The following is a 13627-nucleotide window of genomic DNA, read 5'->3' as shown; positions in this document are numbered from 1 at the left end:
TGCTAAGCAAATTGCAAAGAACCAAAGTTCAGAATTGATCGTTCAAAACAAAAATGGTCAAATTGGAATGAAAAACAGCTACGGTAATGATCCATTCCCACCTAGAGATAAAAACTAATCTCTAGATCAACTGACTAAGCATCCTAATTGCAGTTAGGATGCTTTTTTATTTCCAAACTTTTATAAAAACACCCGACTCTTGCAACTTTCCACGATTAAATCTCCAAAATGTAGATGATTTTGCCATTTCTGCGAACTTTGCCTATTTTCACATCAAAACTTTTACCAGTGATTGCCATCAATCGTTCTGCAAGAAAAGCTTGAGTGCTGAGTTCAAACAGTAACGCCTGTTGGCGGTTATCCATATGATCGATAATGAATTGAACTTTCTCGAAACTATGTTTAAGCTCTAACTCTGACATCGTATTAACTTTCATGCTCGAGCTCCTCGATTCGTATTTTGATACGTGGGTATTTGCTGTAATATTTTGCTGCATGTAACTCGCAGATGAGATTGTCATCTACCCACAAAATGCCGTTTAAGCCATCTAAAAATGATTTGATGTAATTGTCCAAGTCAGGCTTCACGATAGGCAGAATGATCTTATTCTCACGTTGATCAAGTTTCTTCTGTGAGATACCTTTCTGGTTTGGCCGATAAAATTCAATAGTCACTTTTATTGGCGAATCAAACGGCTCAACACGCAACAATCGTGCTTCATAGGCGATTGCCTCTTTGAACCGGCTAACCTTTTTCGGATCATACAAGCGCACGCCCTTATTCGTTCTAACAGCTCGTGGTCGTGCCTGCTCGATTGGATACGCTTCAAACGTGTGTTCAAAAGATTTAATTATCATCACTCCTTTTCCACGATTCAAAAGCCTCCTGAACGTATGTTTGTGTCTGATGCTGACCGACCTTGGTCAAAACATAAATATCGATCAGCATCTGATCACTCTCTAAATAATTGCTTTCTTGCTTATTTAGACGCTTCGCCGCATCGTTAACAATCGCCTGCATGACCTCTTGAACTGTCGTAAAGTCACAGTATTTAGGCAGAGCAATCTCATCGATCCACTCAGCAACTAGATCAGGTATGTGTGCTATTTGTTTGATCATGTTTCGCCTCCTGTTTGTTCTTAGATTTCACTTGTTCCAGCTCTGCAAACATAGCCGCTAAATCGGAATCCGATTCCGAATTTGATTCATCATGCTTCGCCGGTTGAGCCTGTTCTCCTTGCTGCTCTCTAAACCAATCCGGCTCAGGCTCGACTGCTTGTGCTGACCGCTGGTTGTGGTATTGGCGTTTTTGATTGTTATGTGCCACATCATCAGCTTTTACCTGTGCCATCGTGCTAATGTTCTTAGAATCCCATTGCTTCAAAATCCCGTCCGCATAGCTAAACGTCTTACCAGCTAGGGCAGCACGATTCATAGCTTCGGTCACAAGCTCTTCACCGAGATCGTTCACCCAGTCGCTAAGCCGTGTCTGGACAATGCTGTTCATCACACCAAAGACTTGTTGATAAAGGGTATATACTCCCTTAGGAGCAACAGCAGCTGGTTTTTTCGTGCTCTTAGTCACGCCTTGATCAGCTTCAGAACTTTTCACGCTCGCTGACGTGCCTTTGTCCTGTTGTTGTTCTGTTATTTTATGATTATGATTTATATTATGATTTATATTCTTTTGCGATACCCTATTTTCGGCTTTTGATACTGTATCGATAGGGTATCGATAGTGTATTTTATTTTCTGAATTTGGGACTGTCTTGTCGACAATCGGATAACCATATTCTTGACATTTTTTAATAACTTCTTGTCCAAATTCCAGTGTCTGGATATCAAGTAATTCATTGTCGATTACTTTTGCAACCTTAGGTGACTTAGCAGAATTCACTTTTAGCCATTGGTTCAACATGATTTCGTTGTTTTCAGGGTTATAGTAGACTCTGCCAGCTGTCTCAAATGCTTTTAAATATTTGATTATCTGGTCTTTATCTAGTCCTGTTTCGAATTGTGTATAACGCATACTAAGCTGATAGACACCACACTGGGTCGTTTTTTTGTTCGTCCACAGATATACATATAAAAGCTTCTGAAGTGGCTCTAACTCACCAATAAAATCATCTATCCAAAAGTCGGTTGGTATCTGTCTAAAGATAGCCAATATTTCACCTTCCCATTTGCTATAATTTCCGTAGGAGGAACGATTGTATGACAAAATCTATTGATAACACTGTTATTGAAAATATATCCAAAGTACTTGGCGAATACACAACAGGTGGAAAAATAACATCAATGTTCCACGCACTCAAACTGGTTGATTTTGACGAAACTGAAAACCGTGGTATTACTACCACAAAGTGGAGACGACTCAATGAGTCAATCACTTACAAGTGCTCAATAACTAAGAATGCAAAGCCTTTCTTTGAAACTATTGAATATATCATGCGTCCTCAAAATTTTTTAGATAAACCTAATGTTTGGCATAATGGACTGCACGATATTAATGCTCAACTAATTTTTTACGGATATGAATTGACAGACGCTGGAAAGATCGTACATATAAAGTCTGTTTCATCATTTTCTGATGCACAAAATAGATTAAAAAGTTTTAGCAATAAGTTAGATGAAATCAACATTCATCCAGAAGTAAAAAAATATTGCCAAAAAGAATTTCTGGAAGAAGATTACTTTCATGCCGTTTTTGAGGCAAGCAAAGGTCTTCTGCAGAGAGTCCGTAACCTTAGCGAATTGTCTGAAGATGGCCAGCAGTTAATTGATGTGGCATTAAATCGAAATAGGCCTGTAATCCTAATCAAAGGGAATAAGCTAGAAACCAAGACTGAACTTAGTCAATACAATGGTTTAAAAGAACTGCTAAAGGCAATTATTTTTCTTTATAGAAACCCTCAGGCACATATTCCAAAACTTTACGACTCTACTAGCGTTGATGATGCAGTCTCAGCTTTTTCAGTTATATCTGTTGCTCAATCCATATTGGATAAATGTATTAATGTTCGTAATTTATAGTTAAGTACATTTGGCTGAACTTCTGAGTGACTTCTGCCAACCTAATCAACTGATTATTAGCCGTAGGATGTAATTTTTGATGTTCACGATTTACTTCAATCAACAACAAGTCATTCAATTGCATAACATTATCAAGTAACGTTGCTTTAAACTCGTTACGCTTGGTCTGTTCATTTTTTGAAATCAAATGATCACTCCTAATGCCTCCCACCCACCACAATCAACTATCTATTTTGCGTTGAATCCATCCAACAGATCCTGTGTTTCTGGATCCGGTTTTTGACTATCTGGTGTTACATCTTTTTTTGTCGACTTTTTGGTGCCGGTCTTAGGTTTATTAGATTCAGATTCAGTCTGTTCAATCGTTTCAGTGGCTTCTTCTGTGATGTCTGTCACTGGATTACCTTCGTCATCAAAATCAGTGGCCGTATTCTCATCAGCGACGGTAGCCTTTTGCATTTCAATGGATAAAATGCCCCATTTACTGAGCATGTTTCGAATAACTGTTTTGATTGCCATGGCGTCATAATTATCACGCCAGACACCAGTTAAAGCTTTCTTGTCTTTGCCCTTATTGAACTTGATCCGATGAGCTTCAATCTGTTCTTTGGTCCAATAAACTGTTTTTTTGAAGCCGTTGACCATTTCAAAGTATCCTAGGTAGCCAACTACTTCATCAGAAGTACGTTCACCACGTTCGTAAGTCTCCGTAAAACGGTCCCAATTTTTAATTTCACCCTGATAGACTGTTACTGCATTGATATGCTTGTATTGACCAGTTCGTAGAGCCAGCTGGATATAACCCTTATAGCCTAATTGAAATTGAGCATATTGTTGATAATTATGATTCTTGTCTTTGAAAGGCACGATCCAGGCATACCCTAGATTTTTATCAATAGGTAGATCTAATGTGGCAGCTACCATCGCTGATGTGACGATAGACATACCGTTACTTTGTGCAAGATATGTGTCGTTACTGACCAGATTCAAAACAGATGTGATGAACCCGTTGGCTTTATCCTTCAAAACCGTTTCAAATTTTCGTTTCATGGTTGGCGTTTCTAAAAGTGCTTTGACCCCCAGTGAAGCTGCGTTAACTTTAGCGGGGTGTTGATTTAATTGTTCTGTTAATGATTTACTCGTTGCCATTCTTGACGTCCTCCTTGATTCGTAATGAACGATAGTGAGTTGTTTTTGTAACCTTCTCGTAGATGTCAGGGTAATCTTTTTTTAGAAGCTTAGTATCTACACCAGCACGCTCTTGAGCCTTATAAAAAACCTTGTATCCGCTGAGGAGACCAACATCAGAATGTTCCATTTCCAGCTTCAGATTATTATCAATACTATCCAATTCTTTTTTGATTATTGCTTGCGTCTGTTTCAATTTTTGACGTTGTTCCAGTAATTCGAAATCTTCGGATTTAAGTTCAATAACGTCGCCATCACTCTTATCTGCTAGATAGGTATTCAAGAAGTTAGTAGCTGCAGGTGAGCCATCAATGGGTGGGCGCTTGTTGCCTTCAATATAGGTCCGCCACCAGTCCACTAACTTATCGGTGATCAAGTTGATTAACTCCTGATCGCGTTCGATTCGTTTATAAACAAATTTCTGCCCGCCAATCAGTGCTGCAATATAACAATACGGTCGGTTCAGAACATTCATATAATGTTGTACCTGTAATAAATAGGCCTCTGGAATTTCATCGCCCTCCCAGTTTTTAGCCAGAAAAGCATTGGCAGTTTTGCATTCCAGAAATCCAGGTTCATGGGCAATGTCACGATCAATATTGGCCCGCAGCATTGGATACTCTGGATGGATAAAAGTTTTATTCTGTCGGAATACTTTCTTATCTGTCCGGTGAGCGAACTCCTGAGCTACAATTTCCTCAAAAACGTTGCCGAAGTGAATGGCATCACTGGTCTCCCGTGTATCAATGGGAATCTGCCCTGTTTTATCTAGCCAGACTTCAAAGGGTGACCGATATTTGTTTAAACCTAGAATTGCAGAAACATCTGAGCCACCGATACCATTTCGGCGGTTGGCCAACCATTGGCCAATATTCATATCCGCAGTTTTAATGATCTGCACTACCATTCATCTCCATCTTCATATTTGGCTTCATAAGCCTGTTCTTCCATCCGTTCTAATTCGTCCTGATCTTGTTCGTCTCGTTCCATAATTTCGAGCCATGCTCGATAAAAAGCTTCATTACCATCCATTGCCTTAGCCCCCTAAATTGGCTATAATTAACTTGTATATTATTTTTAAAAGCTCTTGATCCGAGCCACTGGTGTTGCCGCACTGGTGGCTTTTTTGTGTACATTGATAACTTTCTCTTCTTTAACAATGTGTACGATGTATTTCTGTTCTTGACGATATTGAAGATTCTCATAATAACGTTTCATGTTTAGTTTCATTGAATGCCCACCCTTTTCATCACAAAATTAAATTCATAATCTAATCGGTTGATGCGTTTGATAATGTTGATCGCAACCTCTAACGATAAGTCGCCTTGCCAAACACTATCTAAGATTGCCGTTAATTTGTTTCTGTCTTTTGTATAGACCTGAATGATTTGATCGATCGTCATAGCTCGCCCCCTAAAAACCAAATATCTTATGCCGATTGATGATCAGTGCAACGATTCCGACACCAATACCAATACCTATCAGTAAGCTAACTGGGTCGATTTGAATGTAATTCATCTTTAGACACCCTTTCTTTCTGCAAGGTTTTCAATATCTTCACGTTTGTAGCGTGTATTACCATGAAAGTAATATTTCTTAATGTTGTCATTTTTGAGCCAACGTCTAGCAGTTGACTCGCTGATATCCAAGAAACTTGCAACGGTGAGGATACTCATATACCCCTTTGTGTAATCATTAATGACAATCTCTAAATCAGCGATGCGTTGCTCTAATTCATTCATTTGTAAACCTCCTTAATCCCAACTTTAGCGTGAGCCAATTCAGTTTGAACTTGGCTATATAAGACTTGCTCAGTACCAATTTCTTCGTTGAATTCCTTAGCCCAGTGTTGTAGCATTTGCCATTCGTCTTGTGTTCGCGTATCTGGCCGTTTATGCATGATGTAGCGTGCTTGGTTATCCAGTGCTTCACGTTCAGATTGCTCGATCACAACGTCTTCCATCATCGCTAGAGAATTAGAATCAGTCTCCGGGTGAATAAACAATAATTTATGTCCGAACAGATATTCGTGTACTTGCATTTCCAAAGTTTCATCAGCAATCGCATTGGCTATATCAATGACCCGACTTGGTGGTATGACACCATCAAACCAATTGCTCACCGCCTGTGCCGATACGCCTATATCCAATGCCAAAATTCGTTGGTTCATATTGTTTCGCTCTAGCGCTTGTTTGATTTGTTCCTTTATCCATCTATCTTTTTGCATTTCTTTCACCTCAACATAATCAAGCCTTTCTTTAGTTTTGAACATTGTTCGTCAATCTTGACAAACGATAAAATTAAGATGTAAAAGCTTCTACTCCAATAATTGCCTCAATTCTTTCATTGCTTGTTTAGCAACTGGTAAGTCAGAATCTGATAAACCGCTCATGCTTCGAATATTTTTTAATTTCATTCGGATGACACCATTAATAGTATTGAGAGCAGCACTGTAAGAGACTTGTGTGTTATTGGATTGTTCTTTAGCCCAGTTTTTAATCTCTTCTTTGAATTCAAGAACTGCCGGGGAAGCGTGATTGCGCCGTTCATTTAGCTTTTTCTCAATCAATCTATCAAGTTGCTCTTCAGTAACTTCCATTATTTGGTTACCTCCTTCGCATTTTCGTCATTAAGAAGATTGTCAACTGTTATCCCTAGTGCTTTTGCTATGTCGTTAAGCGTGACAGCATCAGGGCGTTTTGTTCTACTTTCAATCGTACTGATCGTTGTTTGTGGGACTCCGGAAATATCAGATAAATGTGCTTGAGACCAGCCATGCCGCTCACGTTCCTGCTTTACTTTTTGGCCAATAGTCATGTTTTCACCTCCTCGAATTAACGCATATGCGTAACAATGGTTATATTATAACGCACAAGCGTAATTTGTCAACGCAAATGCGTGATTATTTTGTATTTGTTTAATTTACACTTAACGCATACCCGTTAGGAGCTGATAATTTGACTGAATCAGAACTTATTATTAATCGTCTTTATGAACTTATGAGAGAACGCAATTTAACTGTGAACCGCCTTGCTAATTTGGCTGGGATAACCCAATCTACTGTTAGTTCATTTATTTACCGAAAATCCGTTCCGCGTGTTGATCTACTGCATGCTCTTTGCAACGTTTTAGGTATCTCTATTCGTGACTTCTTCGACTTCCCGCCCTATAACCAGGTGGAAAAATGACTTCTACATAGTGGAAGCTGCCTCCTCGGCTTCGTGTTCGTCACGTTCAATTTCAACTTGTCTGACATTTTTCAAAAATTGAATTGAATGCAGCTCCCAAAAGCGACGCGGTTTATCATCACGTAGCGTCATGATGTCATCAATTAGTTGTTCTTTATCCATGTGGCCACCCCCGTTCCTTGAAAACTAAATATTGGTAGTTTAATTACTTATCGGTTTAGATTTTTAAAGTTGTTCCACCGACTATTTGAGTTCCACTCTGTTTAAGCCAATTTTCAATATTGCTTTTTTGTTTTGAGTGCCCCTCGCTACCACTAATAGCTTGGAGCACTTTTTTGATTTCATCAGCCGAACCTTCAATTGTTAATTTCATTTCGTCATCTCCTTTGTGATACCTTTTGTACCATTAAAGAGTAAAAAAATATCAGGGAATAGCTTTTCTGCCTCTACATGATAGAGTTCTACAAATTTACCGATGATTTCAGGACTCGGATTTCTTTTCCCATTTTCATAGGATCTCACAGAAATCGCTGATATATTTAATTTATTTGCTACTTCATTTTGCGTCCAGACACGTTTAGCTCTTTCACTTTTTAAACGTTCTCTAATCAATTATTTCACCCCTTTTTGATACATTTCGTATCTACAATAATTATAATACATGATACGATATGTATCGTCAAGAACAAAAAAGATATTTTTTGTATCTGAAGGCTTTATGGATACAAAACGTATCCATAAACTGATAAACTAGTCGTAAAGGTGGTGTATTTATACGTGTTAGGCGATAAATTAAAATCTCTTCGTAAAGAGAAAAATGCTACCCAAGAAATGGTTGCACAAGACTTGGGTCTTACCAGAGCCCAATATTCGCACTTTGAGAATAATAGAAATGAACCCGATAATGAAACTCTAGCTAGGCTAGCAAATTATTACAATGTAACAGCAGACTATTTGCTTGGAGTGAACCAGACCCCCAAGGATGCAACATCACGGGAAGTGTCTGATCTAAAACGTATTCTTGAACAACAACCCTTAACATATGAAAAAACTCCTGTGACTGACAAAGATAGAGAAGCAATACAGAATATTTTAATCGGTTATTTCTGGAATAAGGGCCGCCATCGTGTTGAACACGATAATGACAATGATTAGTGTGGTGATCTCATGATGAAATATAATACTTTGGATGAGTTTCTTGACTCGGTAGATGATTCTGGCATTACCGATCCAGTTCGACTGTGCCATTTTTATGATGTTGATATTGATATAACTGATCGATTACCAGAAAGTATTTTGGGATACTCTGACCCGATTCAGCGGGTAATACTCATTAATTCGGCAGTTCATTCCCCTTTTCAGTACATGTTAATTGGACATGAATTAACTCACAATGTTCTTGGGGAAGAGCCAGCAGCATATTATGCAAGTAGCTACACACCGACGCTAAAATCGGAGAAACAAGCAAATGATGGTGCATTTTATATTTTGGTAAGGTCTTACATGAGTGAGACTGATTTAGACAATGCTTGGCAGATTAACGTTGCTAATTTTTTAGAACATTTTGATATTCCAGAAATGTATTTCTACCAAGTTGAACAAGTTATAAGGCGTCTTTAATTTTGGGAGGTATTGGGAAATGGAGCACAGAAATAGGAGCGGTTCAGTAAAGCGTGGTCGAAGTAAGAAGAGACCTAAAAAACCACCACTATATAAAAAATGGTGGTTCTGGTTAATCGCTGTCCTGGCACTACTCTTAGTTGTTTTAACAATCGTCTTAATAAAACAGAGTAACAAGCCAAAATATGCCAATGCTGATGCAGTCGTTCAGACATTCAAAAAAGATGATCTAGCTGTACATGGCTCAAGGAAAATGGTTGCTAAAGATTTTGGATATGCACCCAAAGCCACATCGTCCGCAGAGATATTTTGGGTAGACAAGAATCATTTAGGTTCCAAGAATCACATCCGTGTTTTCAAGCTGTCTACCAGAAAAGATTTTAATGATCTCAGAAACTATTATCAGCGACTTGGCAAAAGCTCAGCCCTCCTTACCTCATACACAGCTGGCAATACTAAAGAGTTGATTTTGCTTCAAGGATCCAGTGAGATAAAGCACAGCACGTTCCAAAAATATGAGCGAGCAATTAATAGTGATATTCACAGCTCTGCCAGTGATTCTAACTATCAAGAAAAACAAAGTTCAAGTAGTTCAATTAAAGCCTCTTCTAGTAGCCGTGCAGCAAGTAGCTCATCATCTTCCAGCAGTGTAGCTAACACACCAGCCTCAAACGATACGAGCCATGCGGATAATCAAGCTACTCAGAAACCGACTGCTTCATTTTCTGGTGACCAATTAACTACAGACATTGGTATTTTCAAGATCACAGCATCAAAAGTATTAAACGGGATAGATGAGGACAAGGTGCTTGCCGTTGAATTTGATTTTACGAATACTACTAATGAGGAACAAGAACCCGAGTTCGATCATTACGCTACTGCTTTTCAGACTACGGATACCCAGAATAAAGAGTTAAATTCCGGTTCAGTAGACGTTGAAAACAACCCAGAGGAAACTAGAGAAGATGTCATGTACGACAAAGTTCTGCCTGGCAAAACGATTCAAGGCGTAGAAATTTGGCAACTAGAAAATACGAATCCCGTTACAATTAAAATGTCTGACACTGATAGTCACGATATTGGCACAAAAGTTATCAACGTTCAGTAAATATCTACACAAAAATAAACAACCAATCTCATGAGGACTAGCACTTTTCTAACTTCTTGGAGCATTTTGATATTCCAGAAATGTATTTTTACCAAGTCGAACAAACTATAAGGCGTCTTTAATCTTGGGAGGTATTGGAAATGGATAATGAACCAGAACCAATTACGATTGCTGGGCTAAACGGACGTGCGACTGCCTATGAAGACCATGTTAATATTTCGAGAAAGAGCTTTGGTGGTCTACTTTTTCAAGGTTTTAAGGGTGAAAAAGAAATATTTTATTCGGATTTAAAAGGAATTGAATACAAAAAACCAACTTTAATGTTAAATAGTTATATTCAATTTATTACCAATGCAGAACTGGCAAAAAATCAAGCGGTTGGATGGGTTGGGACAACGTTGGATGCTGTCGAAGACCCTAATGCAATTATTTTACGTGCTTTCAAAAAAAGTAACGTCAGAATGTATGAGAAGTTTCATCGGTACGTCATGCTCAAGCTTCGAGAAGCAAAACAGTCAAGGGTTCAGAATATCAATCTTTCAAATACATCTTATTCAACAGCTGACGAGCTTCAAAAACTAGCGACGCTCAGAGATCAAGGGATCATTTCGAATGAAGAATTTCAGCAACAAAAGCAAAAGCTTTTAAATCAATAGTCTCGTATGCATAAGTACAAGTTCTTTCACTTAAATTTGGGAGGGGTCCACATGGAAAGTAGAAGCAGAAGCCAAAAAGGCAATAAGGGTAGAAAAACTATTAAAAGCAAACAGCCTAAGAAACAACCAAATGGTAAGAAGCCATTATATAAACGCTGGTGGTTCTGGCTTATAGTTATCATACTTTTGATAGCTATTGGTGGTGGCCTTGGTGGCAATGGAACGAAGAAACAAGCGCAAGAACAAAATACATCAAATAGTTCTTCACAATCCTCTAGTTCTGTGCAAAAGCAAGATTCCTCTTCGTCTTCTTCGACAAATAACAATAAAGCCAAAATAACTCGTGCCGATTTTGATGCTGTAAAAGTTGGCGACCTTATGGAGCAAGGTAATGGTGGTCTGAGTATGGACGAAGCTAAAGCTAAATTTGGTAAACCCTCTTCAGAAAGCTCTTCTACCACTCAAAATATCAACACTAATGTACTGACTTGGACAAATATTGACGGCAAATTCGGTTCATCAATGATCTTGTCCTTTACAGATGGCAAAGCATTCAACAAGACCCTTTCTGGATTCAAACTAGGCCGTAAACAGAAGATAACTCTTGACCAATTTAATTCCATTCAAAATGGCACTTCATATAACGATGCAATAAAACAATTCGGAGAGCCTGACGGATTGAGTGAGTCATTAATTGGTGGTAATAAGTCGGTTACAGCAAGCTACTTGACTGGTGTCCAAGGAGATTTAGGCGCCAACTTCCAGCTGACGTTTGAAAATGATGCATTAGCTAGTAAAAGCCAATATAGTATGAAATAAAAATTATCATTTAACGACTCAAGCCCTCTTCTGGGCTTTTGTTTAACACTTAAAACGAACAAATGATGATACAATAGAGTCAAATGATAGTGGCAGCAACAATCACGGAGGTGGTGGCCCAATGGATCCAAGAGACTATGTTACACACGCAGAGTTAGACCATAAATTGGATAATATTGAGAATAAAATCGATAGATTATCTGATCACTTAGACTCAAAGATTGATGGCCTATCGGATAAAACGGACCTAAAATTGCAAAATGTACAAGATAAACTTTCTTCACAGAACAAATTATTGTGGTGGATAATGGGAATTATCAGCGCCGGTATAGTTGTTCCCCTACTCGCATTTATATTTCATGCAATTGTAAAGTAAAAAGAGCCCTGATTCAGTGGGGCTTTTATTTAACAGCCAAAAAGAACGTATGTTTGTATTTTGCATATTAAATATCAATCATTACTAGAATTTTATACGTGAGGAATCAATCATGCCTAGAAAACGAATTGAACAAATCAAGGAATACAAAAAGAAATCAGGTCAGACAGCATTTGAATTTAATGTTTATGTAGGTAAAGACCCAATTACCAAAAAAACCGTCCGGTTCATGCGTCGTGGTTTTAATTCATATGTGGAAGCTGCACGAGCGTATAATGATGTACTTGCTAAAATTAACAACGGGGAGCTGCTAAAAGAGCGAGTTGCTGAATATGAGGCCATGACAGTACATGAGCTGTTTAATTATTGGCTGCAAAATAACTATCGTACTTCTGGCGTCCAGGAATCAACTATCGCAACGACTAATGATATTTTCAATAATCACATTTTAAATGAATTTGGTGAGACAGATATTAGCCAGCTAACGGTGCCCATGCTTCAATCCTGGGTGGATCGTATATCCCCTATTTTAGTTAATTTTAAACCTGTGGTAAATTATTTTAATAGGCTGCTAAAATACGCTGTAACTATGGAATTTATGGCTAAGAATCCATTTGATCATGTTGTGGTACCAAACCGTGGTAAAAACTCTACTAAACCGGATAACAATTTCTTTTCCACACCAGAGTTGAATACCTTTATTGGCTATTTAGAGCAACATACTAATGCTTCTGAAGATTCAGGAAAGGTTCCATACATGAAATATGCCTTTTTTAGGCTACTAGCATATTCGGGAATGCGTAAGGGCGAAGCATTGGCATTGAAATGGACTGACCTTGATTTTAAGAATCATAAAGTCAACATTGTACGAACTTTAGCAACCGATCGTCACGGAACTTATACAGATAGCCAACCACCTAAATGGGGTAGTATACGCAAAATATCTTTGGATAATAAAACTCTTGAAATATTACAAAGTTGGCGAACACTTCAAAAAAATGAATTTACACAGCGAGCGCTGCAATCTGAATTGGTTTTTATGAACCGCTACGGTAAATGGATCAAACTAGTTCAGCCAAATAAATGGTTATCTGCCCTTTTGAAATTAATTAACGATGACTACAAGAAGGCTTTCGATTTAACACATGACTCTAAATTTGATTTTCAGCTGCATCGAATAACGCCCCACGGTTTTCGCCATACCCATGCGACGTGGCTTTTTGAAAATAATCCTAGATTGACACCTAAGGCTGTCCAAGTTAGACTAGGACACAAGACGATAGCAGAAACGTTGGAGATTTATAATCATGTGACCAACGAACAGCGAGATGCTATTTTAGACACATTAAACCGCCAAACGTAATCAAAATGGTAATCAATGATAAATCAATTCCCTCTAAACATTGATATAACAGTAAAAAGAGCGCAACAGGTTCAAATCCTGTACTCTCCTTTCCCATATTTTCTAGTCCCTCATGAACGGTCAAAATGCCGTTAAATGAGGGATTTTTATTAGTGTCTTTAGACCTAGTTGAGTACCATAAGGTACGAAACAGTAAACCACCCGCTATGCGGGTGGGTGTTCAATTGCTATGCAAAAAAGCCCTCTTTTCAGATAGAATATTGGATGTTCAGGCC

The 13627-nt window shown here is 38.3% G+C and carries 27 protein-coding genes; 10 read left to right on the top strand and 17 right to left on the bottom strand.

Annotated features, from left to right (window positions below; genetic code table 11):
- Positions 1-10: 10 nt before the first annotated feature.
- On the top strand, positions 11-118 hold the full coding sequence (locus FHQ08_RS11970) for a DUF2188 domain-containing protein (protein ID WP_407929218.1): 108 nt from the start codon (positions 11-13) through the stop codon (positions 116-118).
- A 97-nt stretch (positions 119-215) separates the two neighbouring features.
- Here the strand turns inward: FHQ08_RS11970 and FHQ08_RS11965 are convergent, their stop codons facing one another.
- Genes FHQ08_RS11965 through FHQ08_RS11950 form a run of 4 tightly spaced genes read right to left on the bottom strand, consistent with a single transcriptional unit; the run spans position 216 to position 2168 of the window.
- Entirely contained in the window at positions 216-437 is a 222-nt protein-coding gene (locus tag FHQ08_RS11965) for a hypothetical protein (protein WP_230914616.1), read from the bottom strand.
- Entirely contained in the window at positions 427-858 is a 432-nt protein-coding gene (locus FHQ08_RS11960; protein WP_230914615.1) for a RusA family crossover junction endodeoxyribonuclease, read from the bottom strand. The genes FHQ08_RS11965 and FHQ08_RS11960 overlap by 11 nt, the downstream gene beginning before the upstream one ends.
- Positions 848-1120, bottom strand: coding sequence for a hypothetical protein (locus FHQ08_RS11955; RefSeq protein ID WP_230914614.1), 273 nt, complete (start codon positions 1118-1120; stop codon positions 848-850). The genes FHQ08_RS11960 and FHQ08_RS11955 overlap by 11 nt, the downstream gene beginning before the upstream one ends.
- Positions 1092-2168, bottom strand: coding sequence for a DnaD domain-containing protein (locus tag FHQ08_RS11950; RefSeq protein WP_230914613.1), 1077 nt, complete (start codon positions 2166-2168; stop codon positions 1092-1094). Before FHQ08_RS11950 ends, FHQ08_RS11955 begins: the two co-directional genes overlap by 29 nt.
- Positions 2169-2215: 47 nt before the next feature.
- Between FHQ08_RS11950 and FHQ08_RS11945 the strand changes: the two genes are divergently transcribed.
- Positions 2216-3034: a TIGR02391 family protein gene (locus FHQ08_RS11945; protein WP_230914612.1), complete on the top strand. Its 819-nt coding sequence runs from the start codon at positions 2216-2218 to the stop codon at positions 3032-3034.
- On the opposite strand, the gene FHQ08_RS11940 is transcribed toward FHQ08_RS11945, so the two are convergent.
- The 10 genes from FHQ08_RS11940 to FHQ08_RS11900 all read right to left on the bottom strand — a co-directional run bounded on the left by FHQ08_RS11940 (position 3015) and on the right by FHQ08_RS11900 (position 7039).
- Positions 3015-3221, bottom strand: a complete 207-nt coding sequence (locus FHQ08_RS11940; protein ID WP_230914611.1) for a hypothetical protein — start codon at positions 3219-3221, stop codon at positions 3015-3017. The genes FHQ08_RS11945 and FHQ08_RS11940 overlap by 20 nt on opposite strands.
- A 41-nt stretch (positions 3222-3262) precedes the next feature.
- The gene (locus FHQ08_RS11935) at positions 3263-4183 is read right to left on the bottom strand and encodes a recombinase RecT (protein ID WP_230914610.1); all 921 of its coding nucleotides are present in this window, start codon (positions 4181-4183) and stop codon (positions 3263-3265) included.
- Positions 4170-5123, bottom strand: coding sequence for a YqaJ viral recombinase family nuclease (locus FHQ08_RS11930; protein WP_230914609.1), 954 nt, complete (start codon positions 5121-5123; stop codon positions 4170-4172). Before FHQ08_RS11930 ends, FHQ08_RS11935 begins: the two co-directional genes overlap by 14 nt.
- Complete coding sequence (locus FHQ08_RS13065) at positions 5123-5254, bottom strand: hypothetical protein (RefSeq protein ID WP_269073952.1); 132 nt, start codon at positions 5252-5254, stop codon at positions 5123-5125. The genes FHQ08_RS11930 and FHQ08_RS13065 overlap by 1 nt, the downstream gene beginning before the upstream one ends.
- Positions 5255-5299: 45 nt before the next feature.
- A complete protein-coding gene (locus tag FHQ08_RS11925) occupies positions 5300-5452 on the bottom strand; it encodes a hypothetical protein (protein ID WP_230914608.1) in 153 nt (50 codons plus the stop codon).
- Positions 5449-5625 (bottom strand): hypothetical protein, encoded by a 177-nt coding sequence (locus tag FHQ08_RS11920; RefSeq protein WP_230914607.1) that lies wholly within the window; start codon positions 5623-5625, stop codon positions 5449-5451. The genes FHQ08_RS11925 and FHQ08_RS11920 overlap by 4 nt, the downstream gene beginning before the upstream one ends.
- Before the next feature lie 117 nt (positions 5626-5742).
- Entirely contained in the window at positions 5743-5964 is a 222-nt protein-coding gene (locus tag FHQ08_RS11915; RefSeq protein ID WP_230914606.1) for a helix-turn-helix domain-containing protein, read from the bottom strand.
- Entirely contained in the window at positions 5961-6449 is a 489-nt protein-coding gene (locus FHQ08_RS11910; protein ID WP_230914605.1) for a helix-turn-helix transcriptional regulator, read from the bottom strand. The genes FHQ08_RS11915 and FHQ08_RS11910 overlap by 4 nt, the downstream gene beginning before the upstream one ends.
- 90 nt (positions 6450-6539) lie before the next feature.
- The gene (locus FHQ08_RS11905) at positions 6540-6821 is read right to left on the bottom strand and encodes a hypothetical protein (RefSeq protein WP_230914604.1); all 282 of its coding nucleotides are present in this window, start codon (positions 6819-6821) and stop codon (positions 6540-6542) included.
- Positions 6821-7039 (bottom strand): helix-turn-helix domain-containing protein, encoded by a 219-nt coding sequence (locus tag FHQ08_RS11900; RefSeq protein ID WP_230914603.1) that lies wholly within the window; start codon positions 7037-7039, stop codon positions 6821-6823. Before FHQ08_RS11900 ends, FHQ08_RS11905 begins: the two co-directional genes overlap by 1 nt.
- Before the next feature lie 140 nt (positions 7040-7179).
- Between FHQ08_RS11900 and FHQ08_RS11895 the strand changes: the two genes are divergently transcribed.
- On the top strand, positions 7180-7410 hold the full coding sequence (locus FHQ08_RS11895; RefSeq protein WP_230914602.1) for a helix-turn-helix domain-containing protein: 231 nt from the start codon (positions 7180-7182) through the stop codon (positions 7408-7410).
- 3 nt (positions 7411-7413) lie between these two features.
- Here FHQ08_RS11895 and FHQ08_RS11890 read toward each other — a convergent pair whose 3' ends face one another.
- Genes FHQ08_RS11890 through FHQ08_RS11880 form a run of 3 tightly spaced genes read right to left on the bottom strand, consistent with a single transcriptional unit; the run spans position 7414 to position 8022 of the window.
- Complete coding sequence (locus tag FHQ08_RS11890; protein ID WP_230914601.1) at positions 7414-7572, bottom strand: hypothetical protein; 159 nt, start codon at positions 7570-7572, stop codon at positions 7414-7416.
- Between the two features lie 55 nt (positions 7573-7627).
- A complete protein-coding gene (locus FHQ08_RS11885; RefSeq protein ID WP_230914600.1) occupies positions 7628-7783 on the bottom strand; it encodes a hypothetical protein in 156 nt (51 codons plus the stop codon).
- Positions 7780-8022: a helix-turn-helix transcriptional regulator gene (locus tag FHQ08_RS11880; RefSeq protein WP_230914599.1), complete on the bottom strand. Its 243-nt coding sequence runs from the start codon at positions 8020-8022 to the stop codon at positions 7780-7782. Before FHQ08_RS11880 ends, FHQ08_RS11885 begins: the two co-directional genes overlap by 4 nt.
- 165 nt (positions 8023-8187) lie before the next feature.
- Here FHQ08_RS11880 and FHQ08_RS11875 point away from each other — a divergent pair, with 165 nt between their 5' ends.
- From FHQ08_RS11875 to FHQ08_RS11845, 7 genes are all read left to right on the top strand, one after another.
- On the top strand, positions 8188-8565 hold the full coding sequence (locus FHQ08_RS11875; RefSeq protein ID WP_230914598.1) for a helix-turn-helix domain-containing protein: 378 nt from the start codon (positions 8188-8190) through the stop codon (positions 8563-8565).
- A 12-nt stretch (positions 8566-8577) separates the two neighbouring features.
- Positions 8578-9030 carry an ImmA/IrrE family metallo-endopeptidase gene (locus FHQ08_RS11870; RefSeq protein WP_230914597.1) on the top strand — a complete coding sequence of 151 codons (453 nt, stop codon included), beginning with the start codon at positions 8578-8580 and terminating at the stop codon, positions 9028-9030.
- A gap of 19 nt (positions 9031-9049) precedes the next feature.
- On the top strand, positions 9050-10138 hold the full coding sequence (locus tag FHQ08_RS11865) for a DUF5067 domain-containing protein (protein ID WP_230914596.1): 1089 nt from the start codon (positions 9050-9052) through the stop codon (positions 10136-10138).
- 140 nt (positions 10139-10278) lie between these two features.
- Complete coding sequence (locus tag FHQ08_RS11860) at positions 10279-10794, top strand: SHOCT domain-containing protein (protein ID WP_230914595.1); 516 nt, start codon at positions 10279-10281, stop codon at positions 10792-10794.
- Positions 10795-10845: 51 nt separating this feature from the next.
- Positions 10846-11613: a DUF3862 domain-containing protein gene (locus FHQ08_RS11855; RefSeq protein WP_230914594.1), complete on the top strand. Its 768-nt coding sequence runs from the start codon at positions 10846-10848 to the stop codon at positions 11611-11613.
- Between the two features lie 121 nt (positions 11614-11734).
- Positions 11735-11989 (top strand): hypothetical protein, encoded by a 255-nt coding sequence (locus tag FHQ08_RS11850; RefSeq protein ID WP_230914593.1) that lies wholly within the window; start codon positions 11735-11737, stop codon positions 11987-11989.
- A gap of 112 nt (positions 11990-12101) precedes the next feature.
- A complete protein-coding gene (locus FHQ08_RS11845; protein ID WP_230914592.1) occupies positions 12102-13352 on the top strand; it encodes a tyrosine-type recombinase/integrase in 1251 nt (416 codons plus the stop codon).
- Positions 13353-13627: the final 275 nt, after the last annotated feature.

The organism is Agrilactobacillus fermenti (assembly GCF_021030645.1).
Lineage (GTDB): Bacteria > Bacillota > Bacilli > Lactobacillales > Lactobacillaceae > Agrilactobacillus > Agrilactobacillus fermenti.
The sequence above is the reverse complement of the archived record's forward strand: the minus strand, read 5'-3'. Positions and strand labels throughout refer to the sequence as shown.

Excerpts from the sequence above, each read along its gene's own strand:
- FHQ08_RS11965 (WP_230914616.1), bottom strand. The coding sequence starts at position 437 with ATGAAAGTTAATACGATGTCAGAGTTAGAGCTTAAACATAGTTTCGAG.
- FHQ08_RS11960 (WP_230914615.1), bottom strand. The coding sequence starts at position 858 with ATGATAATTAAATCTTTTGAACACACGTTTGAAGCGTATCCAATCGAG.
- FHQ08_RS11955 (WP_230914614.1), bottom strand. The coding sequence starts at position 1,120 with ATGATCAAACAAATAGCACACATACCTGATCTAGTTGCTGAGTGGATC.
- FHQ08_RS11945 (WP_230914612.1), top strand. The coding sequence starts at position 2,216 with ATGACAAAATCTATTGATAACACTGTTATTGAAAATATATCCAAAGTA.
- FHQ08_RS11935 (WP_230914610.1), bottom strand. The coding sequence starts at position 4,183 with ATGGCAACGAGTAAATCATTAACAGAACAATTAAATCAACACCCCGCT.
- FHQ08_RS13065 (WP_269073952.1), bottom strand. The coding sequence starts at position 5,254 with ATGGATGGTAATGAAGCTTTTTATCGAGCATGGCTCGAAATTATGGAA.
- FHQ08_RS11925 (WP_230914608.1), bottom strand. The coding sequence starts at position 5,452 with ATGAAACTAAACATGAAACGTTATTATGAGAATCTTCAATATCGTCAA.
- FHQ08_RS11920 (WP_230914607.1), bottom strand. The coding sequence starts at position 5,625 with ATGACGATCGATCAAATCATTCAGGTCTATACAAAAGACAGAAACAAA.
- FHQ08_RS11915 (WP_230914606.1), bottom strand. The coding sequence starts at position 5,964 with ATGAATGAATTAGAGCAACGCATCGCTGATTTAGAGATTGTCATTAAT.
- FHQ08_RS11910 (WP_230914605.1), bottom strand. The coding sequence starts at position 6,449 with ATGCAAAAAGATAGATGGATAAAGGAACAAATCAAACAAGCGCTAGAG.
- FHQ08_RS11905 (WP_230914604.1), bottom strand. The coding sequence starts at position 6,821 with ATGGAAGTTACTGAAGAGCAACTTGATAGATTGATTGAGAAAAAGCTA.
- FHQ08_RS11900 (WP_230914603.1), bottom strand. The coding sequence starts at position 7,039 with ATGACTATTGGCCAAAAAGTAAAGCAGGAACGTGAGCGGCATGGCTGG.
- FHQ08_RS11890 (WP_230914601.1), bottom strand. The coding sequence starts at position 7,572 with ATGGATAAAGAACAACTAATTGATGACATCATGACGCTACGTGATGAT.
- FHQ08_RS11885 (WP_230914600.1), bottom strand. The coding sequence starts at position 7,783 with ATGAAATTAACAATTGAAGGTTCGGCTGATGAAATCAAAAAAGTGCTC.
- FHQ08_RS11870 (WP_230914597.1), top strand. The coding sequence starts at position 8,578 with ATGATGAAATATAATACTTTGGATGAGTTTCTTGACTCGGTAGATGAT.
- FHQ08_RS11865 (WP_230914596.1), top strand. The coding sequence starts at position 9,050 with ATGGAGCACAGAAATAGGAGCGGTTCAGTAAAGCGTGGTCGAAGTAAG.
- FHQ08_RS11860 (WP_230914595.1), top strand. The coding sequence starts at position 10,279 with ATGGATAATGAACCAGAACCAATTACGATTGCTGGGCTAAACGGACGT.
- FHQ08_RS11855 (WP_230914594.1), top strand. The coding sequence starts at position 10,846 with ATGGAAAGTAGAAGCAGAAGCCAAAAAGGCAATAAGGGTAGAAAAACT.
- FHQ08_RS11850 (WP_230914593.1), top strand. The coding sequence starts at position 11,735 with ATGGATCCAAGAGACTATGTTACACACGCAGAGTTAGACCATAAATTG.
- FHQ08_RS11845 (WP_230914592.1), top strand. The coding sequence starts at position 12,102 with ATGCCTAGAAAACGAATTGAACAAATCAAGGAATACAAAAAGAAATCA.